This window comes from Longicatena sp. (assembly GCF_982403165.1).
Genome location: NZ_CEVYEL010000006.1, coordinates 28,398 through 51,271, shown reverse-complemented (window position 1 = coordinate 51,271; position 22,874 = coordinate 28,398). Strand labels below are relative to the sequence as shown.

18 protein-coding genes, 1 tRNA gene and 1 pseudogene are annotated in these 22,874 nt (G+C 37.4%); 7 read left to right on the top strand and 13 right to left on the bottom strand.

The window, feature by feature from the left end:
• The first annotated feature begins 62 nt into the window (after window positions 1-62).
• A complete protein-coding gene (locus AC1VS3_RS02265) occupies window positions 63-845 on the top strand; it encodes a DeoR/GlpR family DNA-binding transcription regulator (RefSeq protein ID WP_008688963.1) in 783 nt (260 codons plus the stop codon).
• A 190-nt stretch (window positions 846-1,035) separates the two neighbouring features.
• Here AC1VS3_RS02265 and yihA read toward each other — a convergent pair whose 3' ends face one another.
• The 4 genes from yihA to AC1VS3_RS02245 are packed head-to-tail and all read right to left on the bottom strand — an operon-like array spanning window position 1,036 to window position 6,050.
• Window positions 1,036-1,626 (bottom strand): ribosome biogenesis GTP-binding protein YihA/YsxC, encoded by a 591-nt coding sequence (yihA, locus tag AC1VS3_RS02260; protein ID WP_008688964.1) that lies wholly within the window; start codon window positions 1,624-1,626, stop codon window positions 1,036-1,038.
• A complete protein-coding gene (gene lon / locus AC1VS3_RS02255; protein WP_008688966.1) occupies window positions 1,627-3,951 on the bottom strand; it encodes an endopeptidase La in 2,325 nt (774 codons plus the stop codon).
• Window positions 3,952-4,007: 56 nt separating this feature from the next.
• Window positions 4,008-5,285, bottom strand: coding sequence for a trigger factor (gene tig, locus AC1VS3_RS02250; protein WP_008688968.1), 1,278 nt, complete (start codon window positions 5,283-5,285; stop codon window positions 4,008-4,010).
• Window positions 5,286-5,324: 39 nt separating this feature from the next.
• Window positions 5,325-6,050, bottom strand: coding sequence for a DUF3196 family protein (locus AC1VS3_RS02245; protein WP_008688969.1), 726 nt, complete (start codon window positions 6,048-6,050; stop codon window positions 5,325-5,327).
• 507 nt (window positions 6,051-6,557) lie between these two features.
• Between AC1VS3_RS02245 and AC1VS3_RS02240 the strand changes: the two genes are divergently transcribed.
• From AC1VS3_RS02240 to AC1VS3_RS02230, 3 genes and pseudogenes are all read left to right on the top strand, one after another.
• Window positions 6,558-6,634 (top strand) — tRNA-Arg (locus tag AC1VS3_RS02240).
• A 180-nt stretch (window positions 6,635-6,814) separates the two neighbouring features.
• Window positions 6,815-7,003 (top strand): annotated as a pseudogene (locus tag AC1VS3_RS02235) (MerR family transcriptional regulator); the annotation flags it as partial.
• Window positions 7,004-7,111: 108 nt separating this feature from the next.
• Complete coding sequence (locus tag AC1VS3_RS02230) at window positions 7,112-8,116, top strand: MerR family transcriptional regulator (protein WP_418548236.1); 1,005 nt, start codon at window positions 7,112-7,114, stop codon at window positions 8,114-8,116.
• A 486-nt stretch (window positions 8,117-8,602) separates the two neighbouring features.
• On the opposite strand, the gene AC1VS3_RS02225 is transcribed toward AC1VS3_RS02230, so the two are convergent.
• Both AC1VS3_RS02225 and hpf read right to left on the bottom strand, forming a co-directional pair.
• Window positions 8,603-9,904, bottom strand: coding sequence for an alkyl/aryl-sulfatase (locus tag AC1VS3_RS02225; RefSeq protein WP_008688973.1), 1,302 nt, complete (start codon window positions 9,902-9,904; stop codon window positions 8,603-8,605).
• Between the two features lie 365 nt (window positions 9,905-10,269).
• Window positions 10,270-10,803 carry a ribosome hibernation-promoting factor, HPF/YfiA family gene (gene hpf, locus AC1VS3_RS02220; RefSeq protein ID WP_008688975.1) on the bottom strand — a complete coding sequence of 178 codons (534 nt, stop codon included), beginning with the start codon at window positions 10,801-10,803 and terminating at the stop codon, window positions 10,270-10,272.
• Window positions 10,804-10,965: 162 nt separating this feature from the next.
• On the opposite strand from hpf, the gene AC1VS3_RS02215 reads away from it, so the two are divergent.
• Complete coding sequence (locus tag AC1VS3_RS02215) at window positions 10,966-11,373, top strand: DUF1893 domain-containing protein (RefSeq protein ID WP_008688977.1); 408 nt, start codon at window positions 10,966-10,968, stop codon at window positions 11,371-11,373.
• Window positions 11,374-11,461: 88 nt separating this feature from the next.
• On the opposite strand, the gene AC1VS3_RS02210 is transcribed toward AC1VS3_RS02215, so the two are convergent.
• Window positions 11,462-12,424 carry a dipeptidase gene (locus AC1VS3_RS02210; RefSeq protein WP_008978958.1) on the bottom strand — a complete coding sequence of 321 codons (963 nt, stop codon included), beginning with the start codon at window positions 12,422-12,424 and terminating at the stop codon, window positions 11,462-11,464.
• A 29-nt stretch (window positions 12,425-12,453) separates the two neighbouring features.
• Window positions 12,454-13,431, bottom strand: coding sequence for a zinc dependent phospholipase C family protein (locus tag AC1VS3_RS02205; RefSeq protein WP_008688980.1), 978 nt, complete (start codon window positions 13,429-13,431; stop codon window positions 12,454-12,456).
• A 369-nt stretch (window positions 13,432-13,800) separates the two neighbouring features.
• On the opposite strand from AC1VS3_RS02205, the gene AC1VS3_RS02200 reads away from it, so the two are divergent.
• Complete coding sequence (locus tag AC1VS3_RS02200; protein ID WP_008688982.1) at window positions 13,801-16,074, top strand: bifunctional diguanylate cyclase/phosphodiesterase; 2,274 nt, start codon at window positions 13,801-13,803, stop codon at window positions 16,072-16,074.
• 62 nt (window positions 16,075-16,136) lie between these two features.
• Here AC1VS3_RS02200 and ftsH read toward each other — a convergent pair whose 3' ends face one another.
• Both ftsH and AC1VS3_RS02190 read right to left on the bottom strand, forming a co-directional pair.
• On the bottom strand, window positions 16,137-17,990 hold the full coding sequence (ftsH, locus tag AC1VS3_RS02195; RefSeq protein WP_008688984.1) for an ATP-dependent zinc metalloprotease FtsH: 1,854 nt from the start codon (window positions 17,988-17,990) through the stop codon (window positions 16,137-16,139).
• The gene (locus AC1VS3_RS02190; RefSeq protein ID WP_226906214.1) at window positions 17,983-18,447 is read right to left on the bottom strand and encodes a MarR family winged helix-turn-helix transcriptional regulator; all 465 of its coding nucleotides are present in this window, start codon (window positions 18,445-18,447) and stop codon (window positions 17,983-17,985) included. Before AC1VS3_RS02190 ends, ftsH begins: the two co-directional genes overlap by 8 nt.
• A gap of 235 nt (window positions 18,448-18,682) precedes the next feature.
• Between AC1VS3_RS02190 and AC1VS3_RS02185 the strand changes: the two genes are divergently transcribed.
• Window positions 18,683-19,771: a peptidoglycan-binding domain-containing protein gene (locus tag AC1VS3_RS02185; RefSeq protein WP_008688989.1), complete on the top strand. Its 1,089-nt coding sequence runs from the start codon at window positions 18,683-18,685 to the stop codon at window positions 19,769-19,771.
• 103 nt (window positions 19,772-19,874) lie between these two features.
• Here the strand turns inward: AC1VS3_RS02185 and AC1VS3_RS02180 are convergent, their stop codons facing one another.
• Genes AC1VS3_RS02180 through AC1VS3_RS02170 form a run of 3 tightly spaced genes read right to left on the bottom strand, consistent with a single transcriptional unit; the run spans window position 19,875 to window position 22,826 of the window.
• The gene (locus AC1VS3_RS02180; RefSeq protein ID WP_008688991.1) at window positions 19,875-20,576 is read right to left on the bottom strand and encodes an LrgB family protein; all 702 of its coding nucleotides are present in this window, start codon (window positions 20,574-20,576) and stop codon (window positions 19,875-19,877) included.
• Window positions 20,569-20,928 (bottom strand): CidA/LrgA family protein, encoded by a 360-nt coding sequence (locus AC1VS3_RS02175; protein ID WP_008688992.1) that lies wholly within the window; start codon window positions 20,926-20,928, stop codon window positions 20,569-20,571. The genes AC1VS3_RS02180 and AC1VS3_RS02175 overlap by 8 nt, the downstream gene beginning before the upstream one ends.
• Window positions 20,925-22,826 (bottom strand): YgiQ family radical SAM protein, encoded by a 1,902-nt coding sequence (locus AC1VS3_RS02170; protein ID WP_008688994.1) that lies wholly within the window; start codon window positions 22,824-22,826, stop codon window positions 20,925-20,927. Before AC1VS3_RS02170 ends, AC1VS3_RS02175 begins: the two co-directional genes overlap by 4 nt.
• Window positions 22,827-22,874 lie beyond the last annotated feature (48 nt).

Below are 22,874 nucleotides of genomic sequence, written 5' to 3'. Positions count from 1 at the left end.
ATTTATTTTCGTTTGCTTACTTTTCTATAATCTGCTAAAATATACATAAGGGAAGTGAAATTATGCAGAAGAACCCAAATCCGCTTTTTGCGGAAGAGCGAAAACGCAAAATTATGAATTTCATTAAAACAAACACCCGTTGCAGTGTGAGTGAGCTAGCAAAATTATTTGATATCACCCCTGCAACGATACGCAGTGATCTAAGGGAGCTAGAAAAAAACGGCAGTATCATCCGTACACATGGAGGAGCTGTTTTACGTAACAAGATTGAACAGGAAGAAGTATTAGATAATCGCAAAAACGATGATAAGAAAATGAAAATAGCCCAAAGCGCAATTGCTTATGTTCATGATGGTGATACCCTCGCCTTAGATACCGGAACGACAGCCTTGGCATTTGCAAATGCCTTGATCCAATCATCAAAAAAAAATCTGAAGATCATTACTTCAGATTTGATGTTGTTGCATACATTTGAAAAACGTCAGGACTTTGAAATCATCTCCATTGGTGGCGAAATTCGTCATGGTTTCCATTTTGCCTGTGGCGATATTGCCATTCGTATGTTGAGTGCTTTCCATGTTGATAAATTTTTCCTAACAACTTCTGCCATTGATCTGGTACAGGGATTGACAACACCGAATGCTGGAACGGCTCATCTAAAAGCAAAAATGATGGCCATTGCCAATGAAACCATCTTACTGGTAGATTCTACGAAATTCAACAAAGTCTGTTTTTGTAAATTCGCTGATTTATCACAGCTTTCACGCATCATTGTCGATGATGCCATCGAACATGAGCAACAAGAGCATTTGCGTAAAACCATTCAAGAGGTTATCTTGGCCTAATATATAATTTCTAAAGCAGGAATTCCCTGCTTTTCTTTTGCTAATTTAAAAGATATCTAAAACTTTAGGGGTCTTAGATTTTAGTTCGTTTTCTTCATCTACCCTAAAGTTGTCCCCTAAATTTCTAGCAAAGACCCCTAAAAAATTAATTACCCAATTCATAAAAGAAAAGACGTGCATTACACACGTCTTAAGATTCAAAGATAGGAATGAGATACTCCCATACCGCCTCCATTCCCGTCTTTTTTTCAGCGGAGAATGGAAATAATGGCTCATGATCATTCAATTGCAATTCTTTACGAATCATCTTTAATTGATTTTTTAATTTGGTTGATGGCAGCTTATCTGTTTTCGTCGCAACAACAGCTACCGGAATTTCATAATATCGTGCAAATTCAAGCATGGTGATATCATCCTCTGTTGGTTTATGCCTTGCGTCCACAAGGATGACTAACCCTTTTTTCTGTTTTCTTTCGGCAAAATAATCTTCCATCATTTCGCCAAATTTTAGCAGCTGTGCTTTTGATATATTAGCATAACCATAGCCTGGTACATCGACAAACATGTATTTATCATCTAGGTTAAAGAAGTTTAAAAGTCTTGTTTTCCCCGGTGTATTTCCTACATAGGCAAGTTTTTTTCTTCCACACATCGTATTGATAAAGCTGCTTTTACCAACATTGCTGCGTCCTGCTAATACGATTTCCGGTAAATCGGTTTCCGGCCAAGATTTTTTATCGGGAGCAGATATAACTAGCTCTGCTTTCTGAAAAGTGATCATTTACTTTACCAAAGCTGCATCTAGTACCTGTGAAACACGTTCCACTGGGATAAAGCTTACGGTTTCCTTAACAGCAGCAGGTACATCATCAAGATCCTTCACATTCGCTTTTGGAATAACTACGGTTGTGATACCACAGCGATGAGCAGCCATCGATTTCTCTTTTAAACCACCGATTGGCAAAACATGACCACGTAAGGTAACTTCACCCGTCATAGCTAAATTCGCTTTTACCGGCGTGTTGCTTAGACTGGATACAAGCGCTGTTGTCAAAGTAACCCCTGCACTTGGTCCATCTTTTGGTACGGCTCCTTCTGGAACATGGATATGAATATCGTTATTTTCAAAGAAGTCTGGTTTGATCTTATACTTTTTAGCATTGGCACGCACATAATCATATGCAATCGTTGCCGATTCTTTCATCACATCACCAAGCTGTCCGGTAATTACCAACTTCCCTTTACCTTCGAAATGATTTACTTCAATCTGTAACACATCACCGCCAAAGGCTGTATACGCAAGCCCTGTCACAGTTCCTACCTGATCCTTTGTTTCACGCTTGCCGTATTCAAATTTTTCATTGCCTAACCATTCATGGATGAGTTTTTTTGTAACCTTGATCGAACGTTTTTTATCCTTAAGAATAGCCAAAACGCTCTTCCGGCATACAGTGGCAATCGTTCTTTCTAACTGACGCACACCACTTTCACGCGTATAATAACGAATCAGATAGCTGATCATATCATCGTCTATTTTCAGCTGGCTGTTCTTTAAACCATTTTCTTTAATCTGCTTTGGTACTAAATGACGTTTCGCAATCTCAATTTTCTCTAATTCCGTATAAGAGGAAAGTTCGATAATTTCTAAACGATCGCGTAAAGCGTTTGGAATATTTTCCAAGTAGTTTGCTGTTGCGATAAATAAAACCTTACTCAAATCATATGGTTCTTCAATGTAATGATCTGAGAACATCGCATTTTGTTCAGGATCCAATACTTCCAACATTGCACTGGCAGGATCTCCTTTATAATCACTTGCCATCTTATCGATTTCATCGATCAAAAAGACAGGATTGATCGTTCCGGCTTTTTTCATCGCTTGAATGAAACGTCCCGGCATACTACCTAAATACGTTCTGCGATGACCGCGAATTTCAGATTCATCTTTAACACCGCCAAGTGAAATTTTTACAAATTTACGATCTAATGCACGCGCAACAGATTTGGCCAAAGATGTTTTACCAACTCCTGGAGGACCAACTAAACAAATAATTGGAGCTTTCAAAGAATTCGTCATCTGTTTCACCGCTAAATATTCTAAGATACGTTCTTTGACTTTTTCTAAGCCATAGTGATCTGCATCTAAGACATCACTGGCAGCTTGCAAATCTTCATTATCTTTGCTTTCTTGCCACCAAGGAAGATCCATCATCCAGTCAATATAAGTTTTGATGACCCCGGTCTCCCCACTGGCTGCTGGCAACATTTCATAACGGCTTAGCTCTTCTTTAATTTTTTCTTTAATGCTTTCCGGATATGGGTTCTCATCTAAACGACGACGAATTTCATCCGCATCCTTATCACTGTCAGGCACATCACCTAACTCTTCTTTAATCGCCCGCATCTTTTCACGCAAATAGTATTCTTTCTGGCTTTCTTCAATACGTGATTTCACTTTATCATTGATCTTATTTTCAATCTGAGAAAGCTCTTTCTCACTTTCGATTTCCTGTAAGATCAAAAACAGACGGTCATTGACACCTGTTGTTTCCAATAATTCTTGGCGTTTTTCCAATGTAAAAGGAAACAATTGTGATATCTGATCCGCTAGCTGAGGAGCACTGACCCCTTTTGCCAACTCATTAATCATCTCTTTCGGAATGCTTTGCGAAATTGCTTCAATCTCTTCAAACTGTTTTGCAATTTTGCGAATTAAAGCTACTTCTTCCATCGCATCCTGTGTTACATCATACATAACCTCAGCAGATGTGCTCATCATCTCATCGTCATTGATGATCGTATGAATCTTTACACGCTGAAGCCCTTTAAATTTTACTCGCAGATAGCCATCCATACGACGGATATGGCGAATTTGACACAATGTACCAAAGGAATATAAGTCATCAATGTCTGGTGAATCCATCGCTAAGTCTTTCTGCGCTACCAGAACCACCTGACTCTCAAACTTTTCCTGAGCCTCTTCTACAGCACACGTAGATTTGTCTCGTCCTACATCAATGATTACTTCTTGATTTGGGAAGACAATTACACCGCGCGTACAAACCAAAGGCAGTCGTACAATTGGATTAGCATCGTTTTCACTCATTTGTCTACACTCCTTTCATAAGCCAAAAAAGACGCGGATGCGTCTTTTACGCGGCTTTACTTACCAGCTGTCTCTTTCAATAATTCAAGAGCTTTGCGAATACGCAGATCATACGCAATCGCATCTTTGCTAATCAGCTGTTTCACCTGTTCTAATGGCATGTTGTAAGTAGTTGCAACTGTTTCCAGTTCTTTTTCTACTTCTTCATCGCTGATTTCCATTTTTTCTTCAGCAGCAATTGCCTCTAGAACTAAACGCACTTTTACTTTGTTGTATGCGTCTTTGCCCATTTCCTCACGAATCATTTCATCTGTTTGTCCAGTTACCTGTTTGAACTGATCCAAGCTGAATCCCTGAGACTGTAAACGCTGTGCAAATTCATTTACCAAAGTATCCGTTTCTTCTTCTACCATAACATCTGGAATTTCTACTTCTGCAGCATCCGTTACCGCAGTCAGCAATTCATTTTCAAATTTCTGATTAGCCGCATTTGCTTTACTAGTTTCCAGATTTTTACGTGCATATTCTTTGTACGCATCAACCGTTTCAACATCTTTGATTTCTGCCTGTTTGATTAATTCATCATTTACTTCAGGCAATACCTTTTCTTTAATATCATGTACCGTAACCTTGAAGACCACTGGTTGACCAGCTAATTCTTCTGCCTGATATTCTTCAGGGAAAGTTACATTGATTTCTTTTGTTTCTTCGCTCTTCATGCCTAACAGCTGTTCTTCAAAACCTGGAATGAAAGAACCGCTACCGATTACTAATGGATAAGCCTCTGCTTTTCCACCTTCAAATGCAACACCATCTTTAAATCCTTCAAAGTCAATGACAGCTGTATCGCCATTTTCAACCTTGCCGTCTTCCTTTATTACTAGATCAGCAAAACGTTCCTGTAAAGAAGTCAATTCTGCTTCAACATCTTCATCGCTAACGGCTGCATCATCTTTTTTAATATCCAAGTTCTTATATGCGCCAAGTTTTACTTCTGGTTTCACTGTAACTGTGAATTTAAAAGTTACTTTATCTTCATCAATACTGTCGATGCCTAAAGAAGGACGAGAAACGACCCACAAGTCATGTTCCTTGATACCATCACTTAAAGCTTCACCAGCAACTTCATCAATTGCCTCCATTAATATATTTTGTGTACTGATTTGTTTTCTAACCAGTGCCTCAGGAGCATGTCCTTTACGGAAGCCTGGCAGATTTACTTTCTTAGAAAGTTTGCCAAATGCTTTCTTTTGAGCAGCTTTCCAAGCATCTCCTTCTACAGTTGTTGTTAATTCACCTGTTGATTTTTCTTTTAATTCCCATGTTGAACTCATGTTCATACCTCCTACGTACCCAATACGATTTTCACATGTTTAAATTTCATGCTTACTTAATAATAATTCATAACCACTGTTTCGCGCAAGTCCTTTTTCATTCAGAAATATTGCAAAAGCATCCATTTCTTCATGTGCCGCAAAGACATATTGTGCAACACCGATTGCAATTCCCAAAGCATCATCTTCTTCGATATTGTATGGCAATCGAAGATATGCCTCTTTTACTAGTGTTTCCACACACATCATCGTGAATGTCGGATTATCGCTTTCAAACCAATCCTTTAGGTATGCGACTGCTTGTATGACACCATCACTCTCCATTGGCGGCTCAATAAAGCATGGAGCAAAGGTTATGACTAACCCATCCATCTCAATTGTGAACTCGTCACTGATGTTTTGTTCCATCATCGCTTCAATTAGATAAGAGCGAATTAAGTAGTGTGGCGCATTGCCAAGGTAATCGCGTATCGCATCCAGATGATTACGAATATTACTTTTTCTTAACTGTTCAATCGCAAGAAACTGTTCTTCCAAGGAACCCTTTAGCAGCATTTCAATATCCTCTTCACTATAGCTTCGCTGTGCTTGTGGTTGCAACTCACTGCGACAGGCATTATAAAGATCGATCAATCGCTGTTCATATTCCTTAGGAATATAAGGCATGGAAAGCTCTTCCTCAAGAATCTGGTAAGCAGCTTGATGGTCATGTTGTTCCATCTGCATTTCTACTTTTTTTAGAATATCTTCATAATAAGTATCCATGGTATCTCCTTTACGACCAAACATACATTAATATAGCATATTTACCTTGTTTTATCAATTAGTATGTCCATAGTTGCGCCAATTTCACGCATTTTTTGTCCGTTATCACATAAAGTGTGTTATTTTCATTTCTTATGTGATGATTTTCCTTTGCCCATCCTGCTTTTACAACAGTCTTTCTAGGCAACGTACACACTTCATGCAGTAAAATCCCTAAAAATGAAAATACTTTTATTTTCTTTAAAATCATAAAAGCGAAGTTTCTTTTACAAACCGCTATATTATATAAGGATATGATATTTTAAAAATGCCAAACACATACTACTATTTTACAAAAAGTATTAATACATATGATTGACTTTACATATTTGAGGGTGCATATATCTCACTTTACACTTAACATTCTTTGTGTACTACGGTTGAAAAACTGTTCAGAAATGAAAAAAAAACAAATTATATATTGAAATTCAATATGAAATTTGCTATTATAATTAGGCATTGATTGTTGTCCACGTAGCTCAGTTGGATAGAGCATGCGCCTTCTAAGCGCACGGTCAGGGGTTCGAATCCCTTCGTGGACGCCATATGTGTATTACCCGCTGATGCAAGCGGGTTTTTTATTTATCGCAAAAAGTGACATGTGAAGCAACAACAATCACAAGATGATATAAAAATGTCGTAAATATAGCAAAAAGTTTATTTTTTCCTTGACCTTCCAGCTGCTAGAAGGTGTTTACTACCTCTATAAAAGAAGGAGCATAGCTATGAAAATTGGAGAAATTGAAAAATTGAGTGGCATCTCTGCCAAGACGATACGCTATTATGAAACTAAGGGCCTATTATAGATCAAACGTGGTGAAAATGCCTATCGCGAGTATGGCGAAGAAGATTTAACGCAATTACAAACAATTGCTTTATTAAGAAAATGTGGTTGTTCTATAGCTGCTATTAAGGATGTTACAGACGGAAAATGTACGCTAGTAGAGTTATTAGAAAAACAAATTCATATGTTGGAAAAACAGAAATGGCAAGAAGATCTTCGCCTATCTATTTTATATGATATGCAAAAATCTTTTCAGAAAAGTGATGCCTCTGCATTATCTGCATGGCTACAAACTTTAAAAGAAATCGAAACGGATGAATTCCAACAATTACACGAAGATGTCCAAATGTTGACGCAGCATTCCCCGCTTTTTTATGTTGTATGGACTCTCATTCTTAGTGGCCCTATTCTAACTTTATTTCTTAAAATTAATGAACATAATGTAGAACACCAAGGATTGCTAACCTTACTTTCTCTAGCTGACATGAGCGTGCTAACATTATTATGGCGTAAGTATTTTACTACAAGACACCAATTTAAAGAACGGAAAAAGAGAGGATGGATCTTACTCTTGTGGTTGCCTTTTTCTTTATGCATAGGATTTTTATTCATCTTTGTCATACAGTGGCTAAAAGAGCTGCTTTATCTTAAAGATGGCTACATACTGTGGAGTTCCACGATGCTTGCCGATATCCTTCCCTTTTTCTTCCACATTGAAGCGATGGTCATAAATGGCGCCTACATTGCCAAGAAAACGCATAATATTGATTTTGAAGACTATCAAGTCATCTTTCACAAACTGAAACACTACCGTTTCCTAATGCTCTTTGTAAATCTCATCGTTCTTTATATATCTTTAACAAACATCAATGTGCTATATCCATCACATCTTGAAATAGCACGCTGGTATGCGCCTATCCTGCAAACAAATGATTATCAAAATATCACAAAAGTAAAAACTGGTTTTCAATCAGCCAAATCCTTCTTATCGCAACACAATAAAGGTGATTTCTATTATTTTCTTTATCTGAAGGATGGTAAAAAGATTGATATTTCTATGCCAAATGCGGCACATGAAAAACGTTATGAAGAGCATACATATTTAGAAATTGAAGAGTGTGATGCCATCTTCATGCAACTCGGTATAAAAAAAGAAGGCAGTATGCAGCATTTTCAAGACAATACTTTGGCAGCCGAATATCGAAATCGTTTTAAAAAAATTGTTGAAAATAAAACAAAGTAAGAGCAATCAATGGTAGTTTATATTGATGTATTTTAATGAAGATACAAACATTTCTTCTTTAACATAAGTTACATTTCATATATGATTATCTGTATAAAAAATATTTTATCTATGTACCTATTAAGAAATCGGCTTTCCCACAAAGCCGCTATCATAACATGATCATTGAAATGACATTTCATAACAGATAATATAAAAAACATAAGGTGCCAATTATTGATAGACACCTTGTGCTTTTCATTAATAAATATAGTACCTAGATGAAAGACACTGCCTAACCTTAACAACTGTACGATGACTCCTCTAGGTTCTTTCTTACTTTAGGTTAGCTTTGTAAAAGTGGTTTCTAAATGGTTACTATGTATCGTCATTTTGGAAATCTCCATTTTTTAATTCCTATTTTTCAATTACCCATTTTCCAGTAGGGATTCTCTTCTGGAAAGATCCATTTTTATCAATCGTTTAGTGCAAAGCGCTCGTTTGTCCTTATAAGACAACATCATTATCAGGAAATTCTTTTGAAATTTTATTTCTTAATTCTTTAGCACAAGCGATATAGTAGTGCCGTCCATTGGCACTTGTTTCATATTCTGCAATTTTCTCTAATGCAGTTGCTTTTACTTCCAATATAGTTTTATCTATATCTATTTGTATCAGCAAATCACAAAGTTCTAAACACCATTGATAATCTCTGTCTTTAAGCGCTGTTTGCGCAGCTGCAAACACATTTTCTTTTCCTCCCATTAATTTAACCGTTTTACTTGCTTTTTGCTCAGGAGAAAGAGGGTGAAGATTGGTTGGATTTCCATCGAACCAGCCTAAATAAGCTGCATAGATTTCTCTTACTGTCCACTCTACACAACCATAATATTCACCTAAATATGGTAAGTCAGCATATTCAGCTGGTAAATGAATTTCAGAAGCTAATTGTTCTGCGTTTTTGCCTTCATTCATACCTTTCAGTGTTTCATTCAAGACATAATCCATCGCATTCTTGTAATTCGTTAGTACTTCATGAATTTTTTCTTTTCCCTGTATCAAGGCTGTGTGTCCAGCTAAAAGATATTTGGCAGGATAAGATAACATAAAGTCGATACTGTTAATCCATGTCGCAAGGTTTCGATATTGTCCGCCACGAATAGCGTATAGGTTTGGAAAACAACCAAAATAGTTATCCCCGCAACATAAAACTTCTTTTTGAGGAAGCCATATCATCATCTGATCCTCAGATTCGCCAACAAGTCTAACCAACTCTAATTGTATACCATCAATTTCTCTAATGACTTTATCTTGCTGATAACAAGTGGTCGGTGAAACAAAAGCACGCTGTTCACCATAAACAACTCCCTCACGTATCCCAATTCCTTGAGAAATGGCTTCATTATCATCTAGCGCATAACCAAACTGTCTTGCCCCTCGTAAAGTTTGAATATCCTTTAAAAAAGCTGTTTTCTCTAATTCCGCCATCTTAGGCTCAAATGCAATAATCTCCGAAACACTTTCTGAAAAAGCACCTGCGCCACCTCTGTGATCTGGATGTCCATGTGTGTAAAGAATGGTTTTAACTTTCTTTTCTGTATGATTTCGAATGATATTTGCCAATTTTTTGCCACGTTCTAAAGAATCTAAAGTATCAATCAGAAGAATACTTGTAGCACCTTCAATAAAAATAGCATTACTATGCCCCACGCCAAAAACGAACCATACACCTGATGTTATTTCTATAACAGCTTCTTTATAGTTTTTTGTAAAACTTGTTAATTTTTGTTTTCCATTAGATATTAACATATGATCTCTCCATTCCTTTTATTTTACAATATACCTTCTAACAAGAACAGCACTACTATGATACAAGGAAAAAATCACTTCAAATATACCTGCTTTTTCTTATTATAACAGTTTCAAATACGTGTTACAATTTTATTTGATTTCCACACGGTCTTAAGTCTATCTTTTCCTTACTTATCTTCCCTAAACAAAGCGGTCAAGTCCTGCAAGCACCTACGCTTCATAGCAATGTTGATCTATATGCTTGATTCGGCATGTTATAGTCTATTGGCACAAAGAAACCTTATCATTTAACAAACACCTACCATTAAACAAACAAGAAACCATTAGAAAAGTGTGCGATTGCACACTTTCTTTCATTATGTTTATTCCGTTTCAATTAAGCCATAGCCACCATCATGACGTTTATAGACAACGGCAATTTCCTTTGTTTCATCGTCGCGATAAATAAAGAAATTATGATTCAACATTTCCATACGCATAATCGCTTCATCTAATTCCATGGTGTCTGGGACAATGGATTTTGTCTTAACGACTTCATCCGCTTCATCATACTCTTCATCTAATTCTTCTGTTTCAAGGAACGCATATGCCAATTTCTCTTTGTTCTTTCTCGTTAATCTTGTTTTTTGTCTGCGAATCTGATCTTCCAGTTTGTCGATAGCCAAGTCAATGGCTGCATATAAGTCATCATGCACAACTTCTGCACGCAGAACTGCAAACTTTGTTGGAATCGTCACCTCTATTTTCTGTTTGTTCGGATACACCCGAACTACCACATTTGCAATCACATTCTCATCAATGATGAAATACTTTTCGAGATGATTTAACTTCTTCTCAATTTTCTCAGCGATTGCTGGAGTTACCGTAATGTTCTTACCGTAGATCTGGACTTTCATAATAAAATCCCTCCTTGTATTTATACCTTTATTATAGTCAAAAAAATTCCTTTTACTAGACTATCATTTTTAGATAAAATATGATAGACTTGTACTGTAAGGGCGATCATGGAAGTTTCGCTTTTTTTATGCAAACTATTTGTAAGAAAGGAAAAGAAAAAAATGGAAAGCCTGATGAAAATTTTAAAGGAAGAACACTTATCCTGTATAGTATCACAAAACAATCATATTTATAAAGAAAAGGCTGATGGAATACGCCCCATTCTAACCCTCCTTGATAAGGGTGTATTGAAAGATGCGCAAATCGCAGATAAAGTGATTGGCAAAGCGGCAGCAATGATGTTAGTATTCGGGGGCATCAAAGAAGTTCATGCTGGTGTGATATCTGAACCGGCACTGCATTTTTTACAAGCACATCATATTCTTGTTCATTACGAACTACTTGTGCCAAATATCATCAATCGCAAAAAAGATGGTATCTGCCCCATGGAAACATGTGTATTGCATATAGACGATATGGAGCTTGCCTATCACAAACTGGTACATTTGCTAGCACAAATGACCAAGTAAGAACGTCTTCCTACAAATAAATTGTTTAAAAAAAGAAAGTCTTAAGGTGAATTTTAAACTACCTGAAAACTTTCTTTTTTGAATGTTTCTATATGGCATTATGGGCCTGCCAAATCTTTTTAAAATAATCGCATGCATTACGATATGCAATTGCTGCAATCTCCTCTTCACTAAAATACTTACGCATTTCCTGAAGGATATTACCAGTCTGCGTACAATCCTTCGCACCCTTTAAATAATCATATTGTTCCTCATAAAAATCCATATAATCAAAGCCAAAAGCAATGCTGTCAACCTTATTATGATGAAACTCTTTTAACCAGACCATGTGCTGTACAAGATGGGCAACATCCTGTTTTTCTTTATTGCTATGCACAAATTGTGGTGCTGTATTCATTCCAATCAAAGTGCCACGTTTCAGCAATGCTTCAATCTGTTCATTCTTAAGATTACGTGGATGATCACACAATTCCCGAACATTAGAATGACTCGCGATGATATTGGCCTTAGGATGAGAAAGAATATCCCAGAAAGTTTTTTCATTTGCATGTGAGACATCAATGACCATATTCAGTTTTACCATTTCGTCCAATGCTTCTTTTCCCATTGCCGTAAGTCCACGTTGTGTATCACCTTTCACACCGGTTGCCAGCGCATTTTCATCATTCCAGCAAAAGGACGCCAAACGCACACCCTGTTCATACATCCAACGTATCTTTTCACGCGGATGCTCCTTGATTCCACACATCCCTTCTACACTCATAATGGCATGAACCTTAGCAGGTACAAAAAAGTCTTCTGCTTGCAAAAGAAGACAGACATCTTCGCACTCCTGTATGGCTTTTTTGGTACTTTGGATCATATCCTGCATATCCGTCCAATCTTCATGCCCATCAAAAAAAGATGCCATGCAAATATAAGCGATTTCTCCCTGCTCAAATTTAGGCAGATGATACGTTTTTAAAATATTCTCTTTATATCCCTTATTTTTCTTTTGCATAATATCGTAGCCGATATCTGCATGCAAATCAAAACTCTTCAAATCATACACCTCCGTTTAAAAAAGCAGCATATATGCTGCTAATGCTCATAGATGACATCAAAATACTGCATCTTAGGATTGCCATCCATACCAGTATCATATGCCTGATTTTGTAAAATATCCATAACACTTTGGACATTTGCATCATATTCTATACATCCATAGGCCTTTTCCACTACCGCAACTGCCAACGATTGCGCCTCTTGGAATAACTCAAGGAAGGATGCATTTGATCGCATAGCAGAATCACAAGGATGCAGCCATTCGCGTTTTTCTTCATTCAAGATATCATAGCGTTCATCAATCTTTGTTTTAACGATATTGCCACTGATCTTCCATGGTTGTCTAAACAAAGTTTCCACACCTTTAACAATGGGATATTTCAAATTATTAGGATCATACAATAATTTTTGAATATCATACCAGGAATTTAAAGCTTCTCGTATGTCATGTACCTTTACATCTACATGATACACTTCTTTTGCGCTAGGAACATATATCCTGGCAATAGCCTTTAGTATATCTTCATCATATTCACAAATTTCATAACAAGGGAATTCTTTAATATTAATACCCTTATATTTTTCTAACATCATGGTATCCATCATAGATTCAAAACGGTGATGATATCCGGCACTTTTTCCTTTACAGTTCCCGGTACGATAAAAAATATAAGGATGTGTTGTTTTATCTAATGCCCAATGACATAAATGTCCAAACAAATATGCCATCATTGTTTCTTTTATTTGTATGTTTTCCTGAGCTTTCACACAGCGCAGTGCAGTTTCATAAAAAGCGTTGATATGGGTTGCATGCATACGGCTCCCTAGATGATTTAAGACATGGCTCTTATATGCCTCCCAAGGCTTACTATGCGAAAAAAACAGAAAATCCGGTCCGTTACTGCCAATATAATAGCTTTGCGGATGTTTTTCAATAATTGAGCGAATATCTTGTTTTTCTAATTGTTTTAATACCTCTTCAGCAAATATTTTGTGCGTGATAATATTTGGCATGTGCTTCCCTCCTATTGTCGTCTAGTGGTATTATAGCATTTCATTCCTCTTTTTCACAATGCTTTATTATGAAAGCGAAACCCTTCTTTTCTTTTATGCTTGATTCCATAGGATAGTAACTGAAAGAGCAATGCCATATTTTTTATTTCTTATCATTTGCTGAAAGTGGTATCTTATTTTCGGTAATTGTTATCTTCATTCATTACAGATTACTTGTAGAAGTATGATATATACATGATATATGCTAAAAATAAAGTGAATAAATAGGAATTCTTATTCTAGTACCACTCTTTACATAATCCATGCTATAATGTAAGAACTATAACCGATGTAAGGGATATCGGATGATGATTTATATAGGAGATAGTCATGGTAACAAAAAAAACAAGTAGATATTATCGTATTATTCTTATATTATGCCTGTGCTTTTTCGTCTCAGGTGTCGGTTTTATTTTCTATATGATGAAAGAAAGCAATCAGAAAAATATTGCTTATTTTGAAGAGTCTGTAGAAAATATGAAGACAACGGTTAACGAACAAATAGCGAATAATATGGAAACCCTTGACGGTGTGGCACTTACACTTGGTGAAATGAAAGTTATGGATTTAAAACATTTACTTCCTATTATCCGTAAGATCAATGATCGCAACGCGTTTTATCGCATGGGTATCATTCATAGCAATGGGAAAGCCGACATGGTTGATTTAGATGGCACCATTCATCATAAGGTTGATTTTAGTTCCTCTCCTATTTTTCAATCAGGCATGCAAGGAAACCTTACCATTTCTAAGACATTAAAAGATCCTTTCAGTAATAACTACCTCAATTATTATAGTGTTCCTATTATCAGTAATAATCAAAATATCGGTGTGTTACTAGCGGCTGATAAAACTCAGCGACTGCGGAGTGTTTTGGATAATGCCATCTTCAGTCACAGTGGCTATTCCAATATCATTGACAGCAACGGCACTTATATCATTCGTTCTATGAAATCAGCAACGGTGGAAAATATAGGGGATATTGGTAATCTTAGTGAAGAACAATTAACAAGTATTCATCAAAACCTCAAAGATAAAACATCACATTTCTTCACATATGATGAGGATAAACAAACTTATTGGTGCTTATATACACCATTATCGTATAACGATTGGTATTTATTAAGTATCGTAAATGAAAATATGATTAATGCAGATCATACGCTGATCTATGGAATCATTCTGTTAACAGGCTTTGCCTTATTGATCTTTTTACTACTCTTTTACCTTATTAATCGCACGCACAATCGCACAAAGCAACATCTTGAAAGACTAGCCTTTGCAGATCCTGTGCTCGGTATATCAAACTTTGTCAAATTTTCTATAGATGTGGAAGAACAGATAATCCAAAGAAAAGACGCATTTCAACCATTCGCCTTTTGGTATGGGGATATTGATAATTTTAAAATCTATAATGACACCTTTGGCTATGAGGCCGGTGATGCTTTATTAAAAATCATGTGCAATTGCCTACTTGCCAATATGCAAACACATGATTTCTTCTGTCGTGAAAGTGCCGATCATTTTACGGGTATACGTTTTTTCCAAGAACCTAACCAATTAATCGAATGGCATGAACATATCATGAAAGCTGTTATTGCGAAAGAGCATTGCAATACACATTCTTTCCCTATTTCATTTGCAATTGGTTTTTACTGTGTAACAAAACCAGAAGATGTGTTAAGTGTAAATAAGATGTATAACCGTGCTAAGATGGCGCAACAGTCAATTAAAGCAAATCGTGAAATACGGCAAGCATTTTATTCCGATACCATTCGTCAAAATATCCTACATGTTAATGAGATTGAAAGTCAAATGCAGCTTGCCTTGAAGAATGGTGAATTTAAAATGTATATACAGCCTAAAACGGATACTCATCATAATCATCGCATCATGGGTGGAGAAGTTTTGGTACGTTGGCAAAAAAGTGATGGAACCATCATTCCTCCAAATGACTTTATTCCGATATTTGAACGTAATGGATTCATTGTTCTTTTAGATCGTTATATGTTTGCTTCTGCCTGCAAATGGCTGCACGATTATTTTGAAAATCACACACATCGCATTCATCTAGCAGTCAATGTTTCAAGATTAGACATTTTCCAGGAAGATTTCATAAGCTATTATGTTTCGATAAAAGAACAATATGAACTTTGTGATGATGTGATAGAATTGGAATTCACCGAAAGTCTAGCGATTGAAGACCATGCGTTATTAAGTGCCAAGATCAGTGAACTGCGTACTCATGGATTCCTTTGTTCAATTGATGATTTCGGTGCTGGCTATTCTTCCTTGAATACATTAAAAGAACTTCCTATTCAGGTCATAAAATTAGATATCTTATTCTTTCGCAAAGGTGCTTCTATAGAGAAAGCTCGCATCATTGTTTCCCATATTATTCATTTGGCGAAACAGCTTCATATCGCGGTCGTTGCAGAAGGTATTGAAGAGCCTGATCAAGTGTACTTCTTAGAAAAATGTGGCTGTGATTTCATCCAGGGATATGTCTTTGCTAAACCAATGCCGGCAAATGATTTTAAGAAGTTATTGTTGAAAGATCCTGTTGGCTATTGGGGAGAAGGCTTTCTTAAAGAATCTGATTAAGTAAATAAAAAACGTCATAACACAGTTGCTGTTGACATGCATCCTGTCCTATGACGTTTTCTTTATTCCTGCACCGCGCTTGTTTCAATTTGCCGCGGGCGATTCAAAATTGCCATAAACTGCTCACCGGTAATCGTTTCTTTTTCATATAAGAACTTTGCCAGCTCATGCAATTTATCTTTATTTTCTTCAAGTATTCGATATGCTTGTTGATATGCATCCTGTATCAGTTTCACTACTTCTTCATCAATTTTGGTTGCCGTTTGATCACTGCAAGCAAGTGTCGCATCTTGTCCAAGATAGCGATTATTCACTGTTTCTAAAGCAGTCATGCCAAACTGTTCACTCATTCCTAAACGAGTGATCATACTTCTGGCAATTTTGGTTGCCTGTTCGATATCATTTGCTGCACCACTGGTAATGGAATGGAAAATCAATTCTTCCGCAGCTCGTCCGCCACAGAATGTTACGATTTTCGTAAAAGCCTCATCCTTTGTAATCAAATTACTTTCATCTTCCGGTACCTGCATAGTATAGCCAAGAGCTCCACTTGTTCTTGGTACAATCGTAATTTTTGCGACTGGCATGGAATGTTTACTGCGGGCTGCTACTAAGGCATGACCAATTTCATGATAGGATACAATGAGTTTTTCTTTCGCTGAAATCACAGCATTTTTACGTTCATAACCGGCAATCACAATTTCAACAGCTTCTTCTAAATCCTTCTGCAATACTTGATTACGATGATCTTTTACAGCAATCAAAGCTGCTTCATTAATAATATTAGCAAGTTCTGCACCGCTGGCCCCTGCTGTAGCTCTGGCAATCGCGCGGAAATCAACTTGTTTACTGATTTTAACATCTTTCGCATGAACTTGTAAAATTGCTTCACGTCCATGCAAGTCAGGCAATTCCACCGGAATGCGGCGATCGAATCGTCCCGGACGCAACAATGCCTGATCTAAGGATTCCGGACGATTGGTCGCAGCTAGGATGATAACACCGGTACTGCCATCAAAACCATCCATTTCGGCTAATAACTGATTTAACGTCTGTTCTCGTTCGTCATTTCCACCAACGCCTGCACCATCTCGCTTTTTCCCTATCGTATCAATTTCATCAATAAAGACAATGCATGGAGCTTTTTCACGAGCCTGTTTAAATAAATCACGTACTCGGGCAGCTCCGCGTCCAACAAACATTTCAACAAATTCGGAACCGGATATAGAGAAGAAAGGCACATTGGCTTCTCCGGCAACAGCTTTGGCTAATAACGTCTTACCGGTACCCGGTGGACCTACTAATAATGCCCCTTTTGGCATTTGTGCACCAATCTTACTATATTTTTCTGGATCCTTTAAAAAGTCAACCATTTCCTGTAAAGATTCCTTCGCCTCTTCCTGTCCTGCTACATCACGAAAGGTTTTACCGCTTTGACTTTTTACATAAATTTTAGCATCGCTTTTGCCAAAATTACCAAAACCACCGCCAAAACTCATGGCATCGCCACCCATTTTCTTCTGCATCTTTTTAAACATCCGATTACCTAGCCACCATAAGAAAGCAACCGGTAAGATAAATGTCAATAGAAAAGATAACAAAGGATTCATTTCTTTCGTATGAATACGCGTAAATTTAGCTCCGGCATCATATAAGCGCTGTGATAAACTCGTATCTGTTTCCATCGTTTCTGTTTTATACAGCTGTTTCGTTTCCCCTTTAAGTGAATACGTAATATTCTGATCACCTATTTCTACTTCATTTATCTGATGCTGTTCAATTTGTTTCATAAAATCATTGTAGTTCACGTTTTTAATTTTATCCCCACGAAACATAGTAAATACAAGATTAATTCCTAACAGAACGATTAAGATGATTAAATAATAGTAATATAATGGCTTTTTCTGCTTATTCATAGGTAACCTCCTGCAAAAGATCATCAAGTCGTTTCAGACTCTGTATCATTTGCTTAATACTTTCTTCATCTTCTTGCTTCAGAAAGTCCAACTTAGCATCCATACGCTTTTTAATATCCGCAAGAATAGCTGCGCCCTCATTGCTTAAGCGTACATAGACAATACGCTCATCCTGAGGTGAACGGCATCTGCGTATCCAACCATGCTCTTCCATTCGTTTGATAATGGCGGATAGATTTGAATTCGTCATTAGCAAGCGCTGTGCCAATGCCCCCAGTTTACATTCTTCATCATTTGCCACTTCCATCAGTACAAGCCCTTGAATACCCGTCATTCCATAATCTTCATAACAGCGATTCATACAGCTATGCAAATGTGTAGTTATCGTTCTGATCAAACGAACAATACGTTCCTCATTGCCCATAACAGCGTCCTCACTTCCTATTATTTCACGCATGAAATAGTTTATGTGATGAATATACACCTTGCCTTTTATAACGTCAATACCTTTGCTGTTTTCAACATCAAAACTCTATACTTCTCACATAATTCACATATTGAAAAGGTTATCATTCCATTTCCTTCCATTTTTGCTTTTGCTAGGCATTCCACCCATGCCCTTTGTCTAGTGAAACATACCGTAATGTAGGGGAGGTGAAACAATCGCAACCGCATATTTACAAGTTCATGTCATGACACAGGAAACCTTTTCACCTGTTGCCCAAGCCTGCATACGTATTTATCGCAAACAACAAAACATTCTGGTATTTGAAGATTTTCTGTTAAGTGATGCTTATGGTATGACTTCCTGGATTCCCCTTTATGTGGATGGTAAAAACCCTGTGGAATATCTGGTTGATATACGTATAGGAAACTTTCGTAATTTACAGCAAAAAGTCATCCTGTATGCGAATGAACGAAGTTGTCTATTAACTTTGATGCGTACAAATACCCAAAAAGGCAATACTCATCAAGTGACAAAAGATTGTCTATGCTTTGCCCATGACCCACCTGTTTCTTGTTTCCCTGCCGGTGTTTTTCAACCCGTCATCAGTAAATTAATGCACCTTTTAAGTGAAAAGATGAATCCTACCTCATCTGATGAACAACTTGAGGCTTCCATTATGAAACTGTTGAGCTTGCAGGAACAAGACTCCACAACAGATGAAGGTAGTAAAGCTGCAACTGCCACTTATTGCTTCTATCCTGACCTTTTAGCAAAAGCCGTACACTATTTTAATGCTTATAGTAATCAAAAAAATCCTATTACTGCTCTATCTGATGAGCAGAAAAAAACCTATCGATTACAGTTTCAACAACAATACCATATCATATCCAGCTTTCACCAGGCATTGCCTATCATCGCTAAACAGAATGGTCAATGGAACCATGACAGCATGGAAGCACTTCTTGCCTTCCACAGGTATTGGCATCTTCCTTGCATGGATCATTTGACTCCATTTACGATACAATGGGCATATGAGCTTGCTTTTACCATCATGCAGCATACTGCTGGCTCTTTGCCTTTGTTCACCCCCCTATCCATAGCAACAACAGAACAATTAAACACATTAAAAGAAAAGCTGAACATCTTGCATGCCTATTATCCTACGATTCCTTACTGTGCTATGGAAGATGCTCAAACAACAAGACAAGCCATAAAAAGCTTTCAGCGACTGCTCGGCCTTCCAGTCAATGGCATCCTGGATGAGACACAATGGCAGCTGATAAAGCAGATGTGCAAAGAACTTGAAGTCTATGAAAAAGCGATTTCTCCATAAGCAAGCATAATGAAAAAATAGTGATAAAGATATAAAAACACATTAAAAAAGGAAGCAACATGATCATCCAAAAAATTGCATGATAACATGGACTTCCTTTTTTTTATAAAATCGACATTACGATATTCCATACATACGGAGCTATCATGACGGTGATAATACCGCTGACGCCTATTGCCAAAGAGCTCATCGCACCCTCTACTTTGCCTAACGATAAAGCCTTGGTCGTTCCAATGGCATGAGCGCTAGTTCCCAAAGCAATTCCTTTTGCGACAGGATGTTTGATATGAAAAACACGAAAAACGACATCCGCTGCAACTGCTCCAAAAATCCCAGTAACTAAAATTGTCAATACACTAATAGCAGGTATCCCGCCCAGCTGTGCACTTACTTCAATTCCAATCGGCGTTGTGATTGATTTAGGAACTAAAGAAGCAATGATGTCAGCATCAAAATGAGTTAAAAGACATAAAGATATCGTTGAAATCATGCCAACTAAGATCCCCACACAAATTCCTATCATGATAGGAACAAAATAATTTTTCAGATTATGTAACTGTTGATACAAAGGAACCGCTAAAACAACTGTCGCCGGTCCTAAAAACAGATTGATAATATCGCCACCAAGCTGATAGCTTTCTAATGGAATGTTACTAATCAGCAACACGATAATGATAAGAGCGATGGCAATGAGTAACGGATTCAGAAATAAGAGCTTTGTTTTCTTTTGGATAAATAACCCTATTTCAAAAGCAAGCAATGACAATAAGATGCCAAACATAGGGGTATTGATAAGTTCATCCATGCTTCTTCCCCCATTTCTCCATCACCTGTTGCATGCTCCATCCACTCAACCCCATCGTAATCACTGTAGTCACCATGCAGATTAAGAGGATTGGAATCCAAATATCGGCGATATGATAAAATTTTGCCATCAAAGCAACACCAGCCGGAATAAAGAAAAATGGTAGATGTCCTAACAAAAAATCCGAAACTGTTGCGATCATATCCAGCCGCAGAATACGAAAAGACAACAGTAACAACAGTAACAGCATTCCTACCAGACTACCTGGCAAGGGTAAATGTAAAAGCGTAGACAGACATTCTCCAATATAGCTAATGCCAAAGATGATGATAATTTCACGAAACAATTTCATCGCTGCGCATTCCTTTCTCTTTTATGTGCGTTTGTCCTTTTCTTTGTTCCAACATTCTTTTTATTCATAGTCTTATCTTTCCCTTTTGCTTGTTTGTGTGAAAAATTATTAGCGGATGGACGACGATACGAGATCAAACACTTTGGACCATTGCCAATCAAATCTTCTCTTCCTGCTTTTTTTAATGCTTTGTACACCAGATCATAATTTTGTGGATATGTAAATTGCATCAAGGCACGCTGCATTGCTTTTTCTTCCCAAGTCTTCGCTACATAAACAGGACGCATCGTCTTAGGATCCAAATCGGTGTAATACATACAAGTAGCCGGTGTCCCCGGTGTTGGATAGAAATCTTGTACCTGTTTCGGTGTATAATGGATCTTCTTTAAATAACAAGCCAATTCTATGGCTGCCTGTAAATCGCTGCCTGGATGTGAACTCATCAAATAAGGCACAATATATTGATCCATATGGAACTGTTCATTCTTCTCTTTAAATTTTTCAACAAATTTTAAATAGAGCTCCTTGCGTGGTTTTCCCATTTTATCTAACACAGCCGCATTGATATGTTCAGGAGCTACCTTCAACTGCCCGCTGATATGATATTTTACCAATTCATCAAAGAACTCATCATTTTTATCCTGCATCAGATAATCATAACGAATACCAGAACGAATAAAAACTTTCTTAATTTTAGGTAATTCACGAACGGAACGCAAGATATCCAAATAACGACTGTGATCCACTACCATGTTGCCACAAGGCTTTGGAAATAAACATTCTCGTTTCTTACAGGCCCCAAATTCTCGCTGCTTATCACAAGCTTCTCGTGAGAAATTAGCTGTAGGCCCTCCTACATCATGAATATACCCCTTGAAATTCGGCATCTCGGTTATGCGTTTTGCTTCTTCGACAATGCTTTCCTTACTACGTGTAGAAATTACACGTCCCTGATGATGGGTGATGGCACAGAAAGCACAGGAGCCAAAGCAGCCACGATTGGATACGATGGAAAACTGCACTTCTTCAATTGCCGGGATATAATGATATTTTGGATGGAAGGTGCGTTCATATGGCAAGGAATAGGTAAAGTCCATCTCTTCCTGTGTCAATGGCAATGGTGGTTGATTTTGTACGACATACCAACCATCATAAGGCTCTACCAATACACTTGCCGCAATGGCATCAATATTTTCATGCTGGATATGAAAACTCTTGGCATAAGTGCGCTTATCCGCTTTTACTTCCTCATAGCTGGGCAACAAGATATAATCACTCAAATACTCTAGACTTTTGGTTTTCCAGCAAGTACCGCGTATATAACATAGATCCTTTGCTGCTAAGCCACTTGCCAATGCATCCGCAACCTCAACAATCGTATTTTCTCCCATGCCATACATCAATAGATCTGCCTGTGAATCCATCAGAATACTGCGTCGTACAGCATCATCCCAATAATCATAATGCGATAGGCGCCGTAAGCTAGCCTCAATGCCACCAATCAATACCGGTTTATGTGGAAACAGTCGTTTCAAGATTTGAGTGTATACGATCGTAGGGCGATCCGGGCGTTTTCCCATGACACCATCATCACTATAAGAATCATGATCACGGCGGCGTTTATTTACAGAATAGTGATTCACCATAGAATCAATATTGCCGGCAGATACTAGAAAACCTAACCGTGGTTCTCCAAATTGTAAAAATTCTTCATCCTTATGCCAATCCGGTTGAGCTAAGATTGCACAGCTATAGCCATACGCCTGTAAAACTCTGGTAATGATGGCACAACCAAAGGAAGGATGGTCCACATAAGCATCCCCATTAACATAAACAAAATCTACTTGTTCATATCCCTGTTCCAGCATTTCCTCGCGTGTTGTTGGTAAAAAAGCCATAATAACGCCTCCATCTCTATAAGCCATATAATAGTACCATAGAAGGCA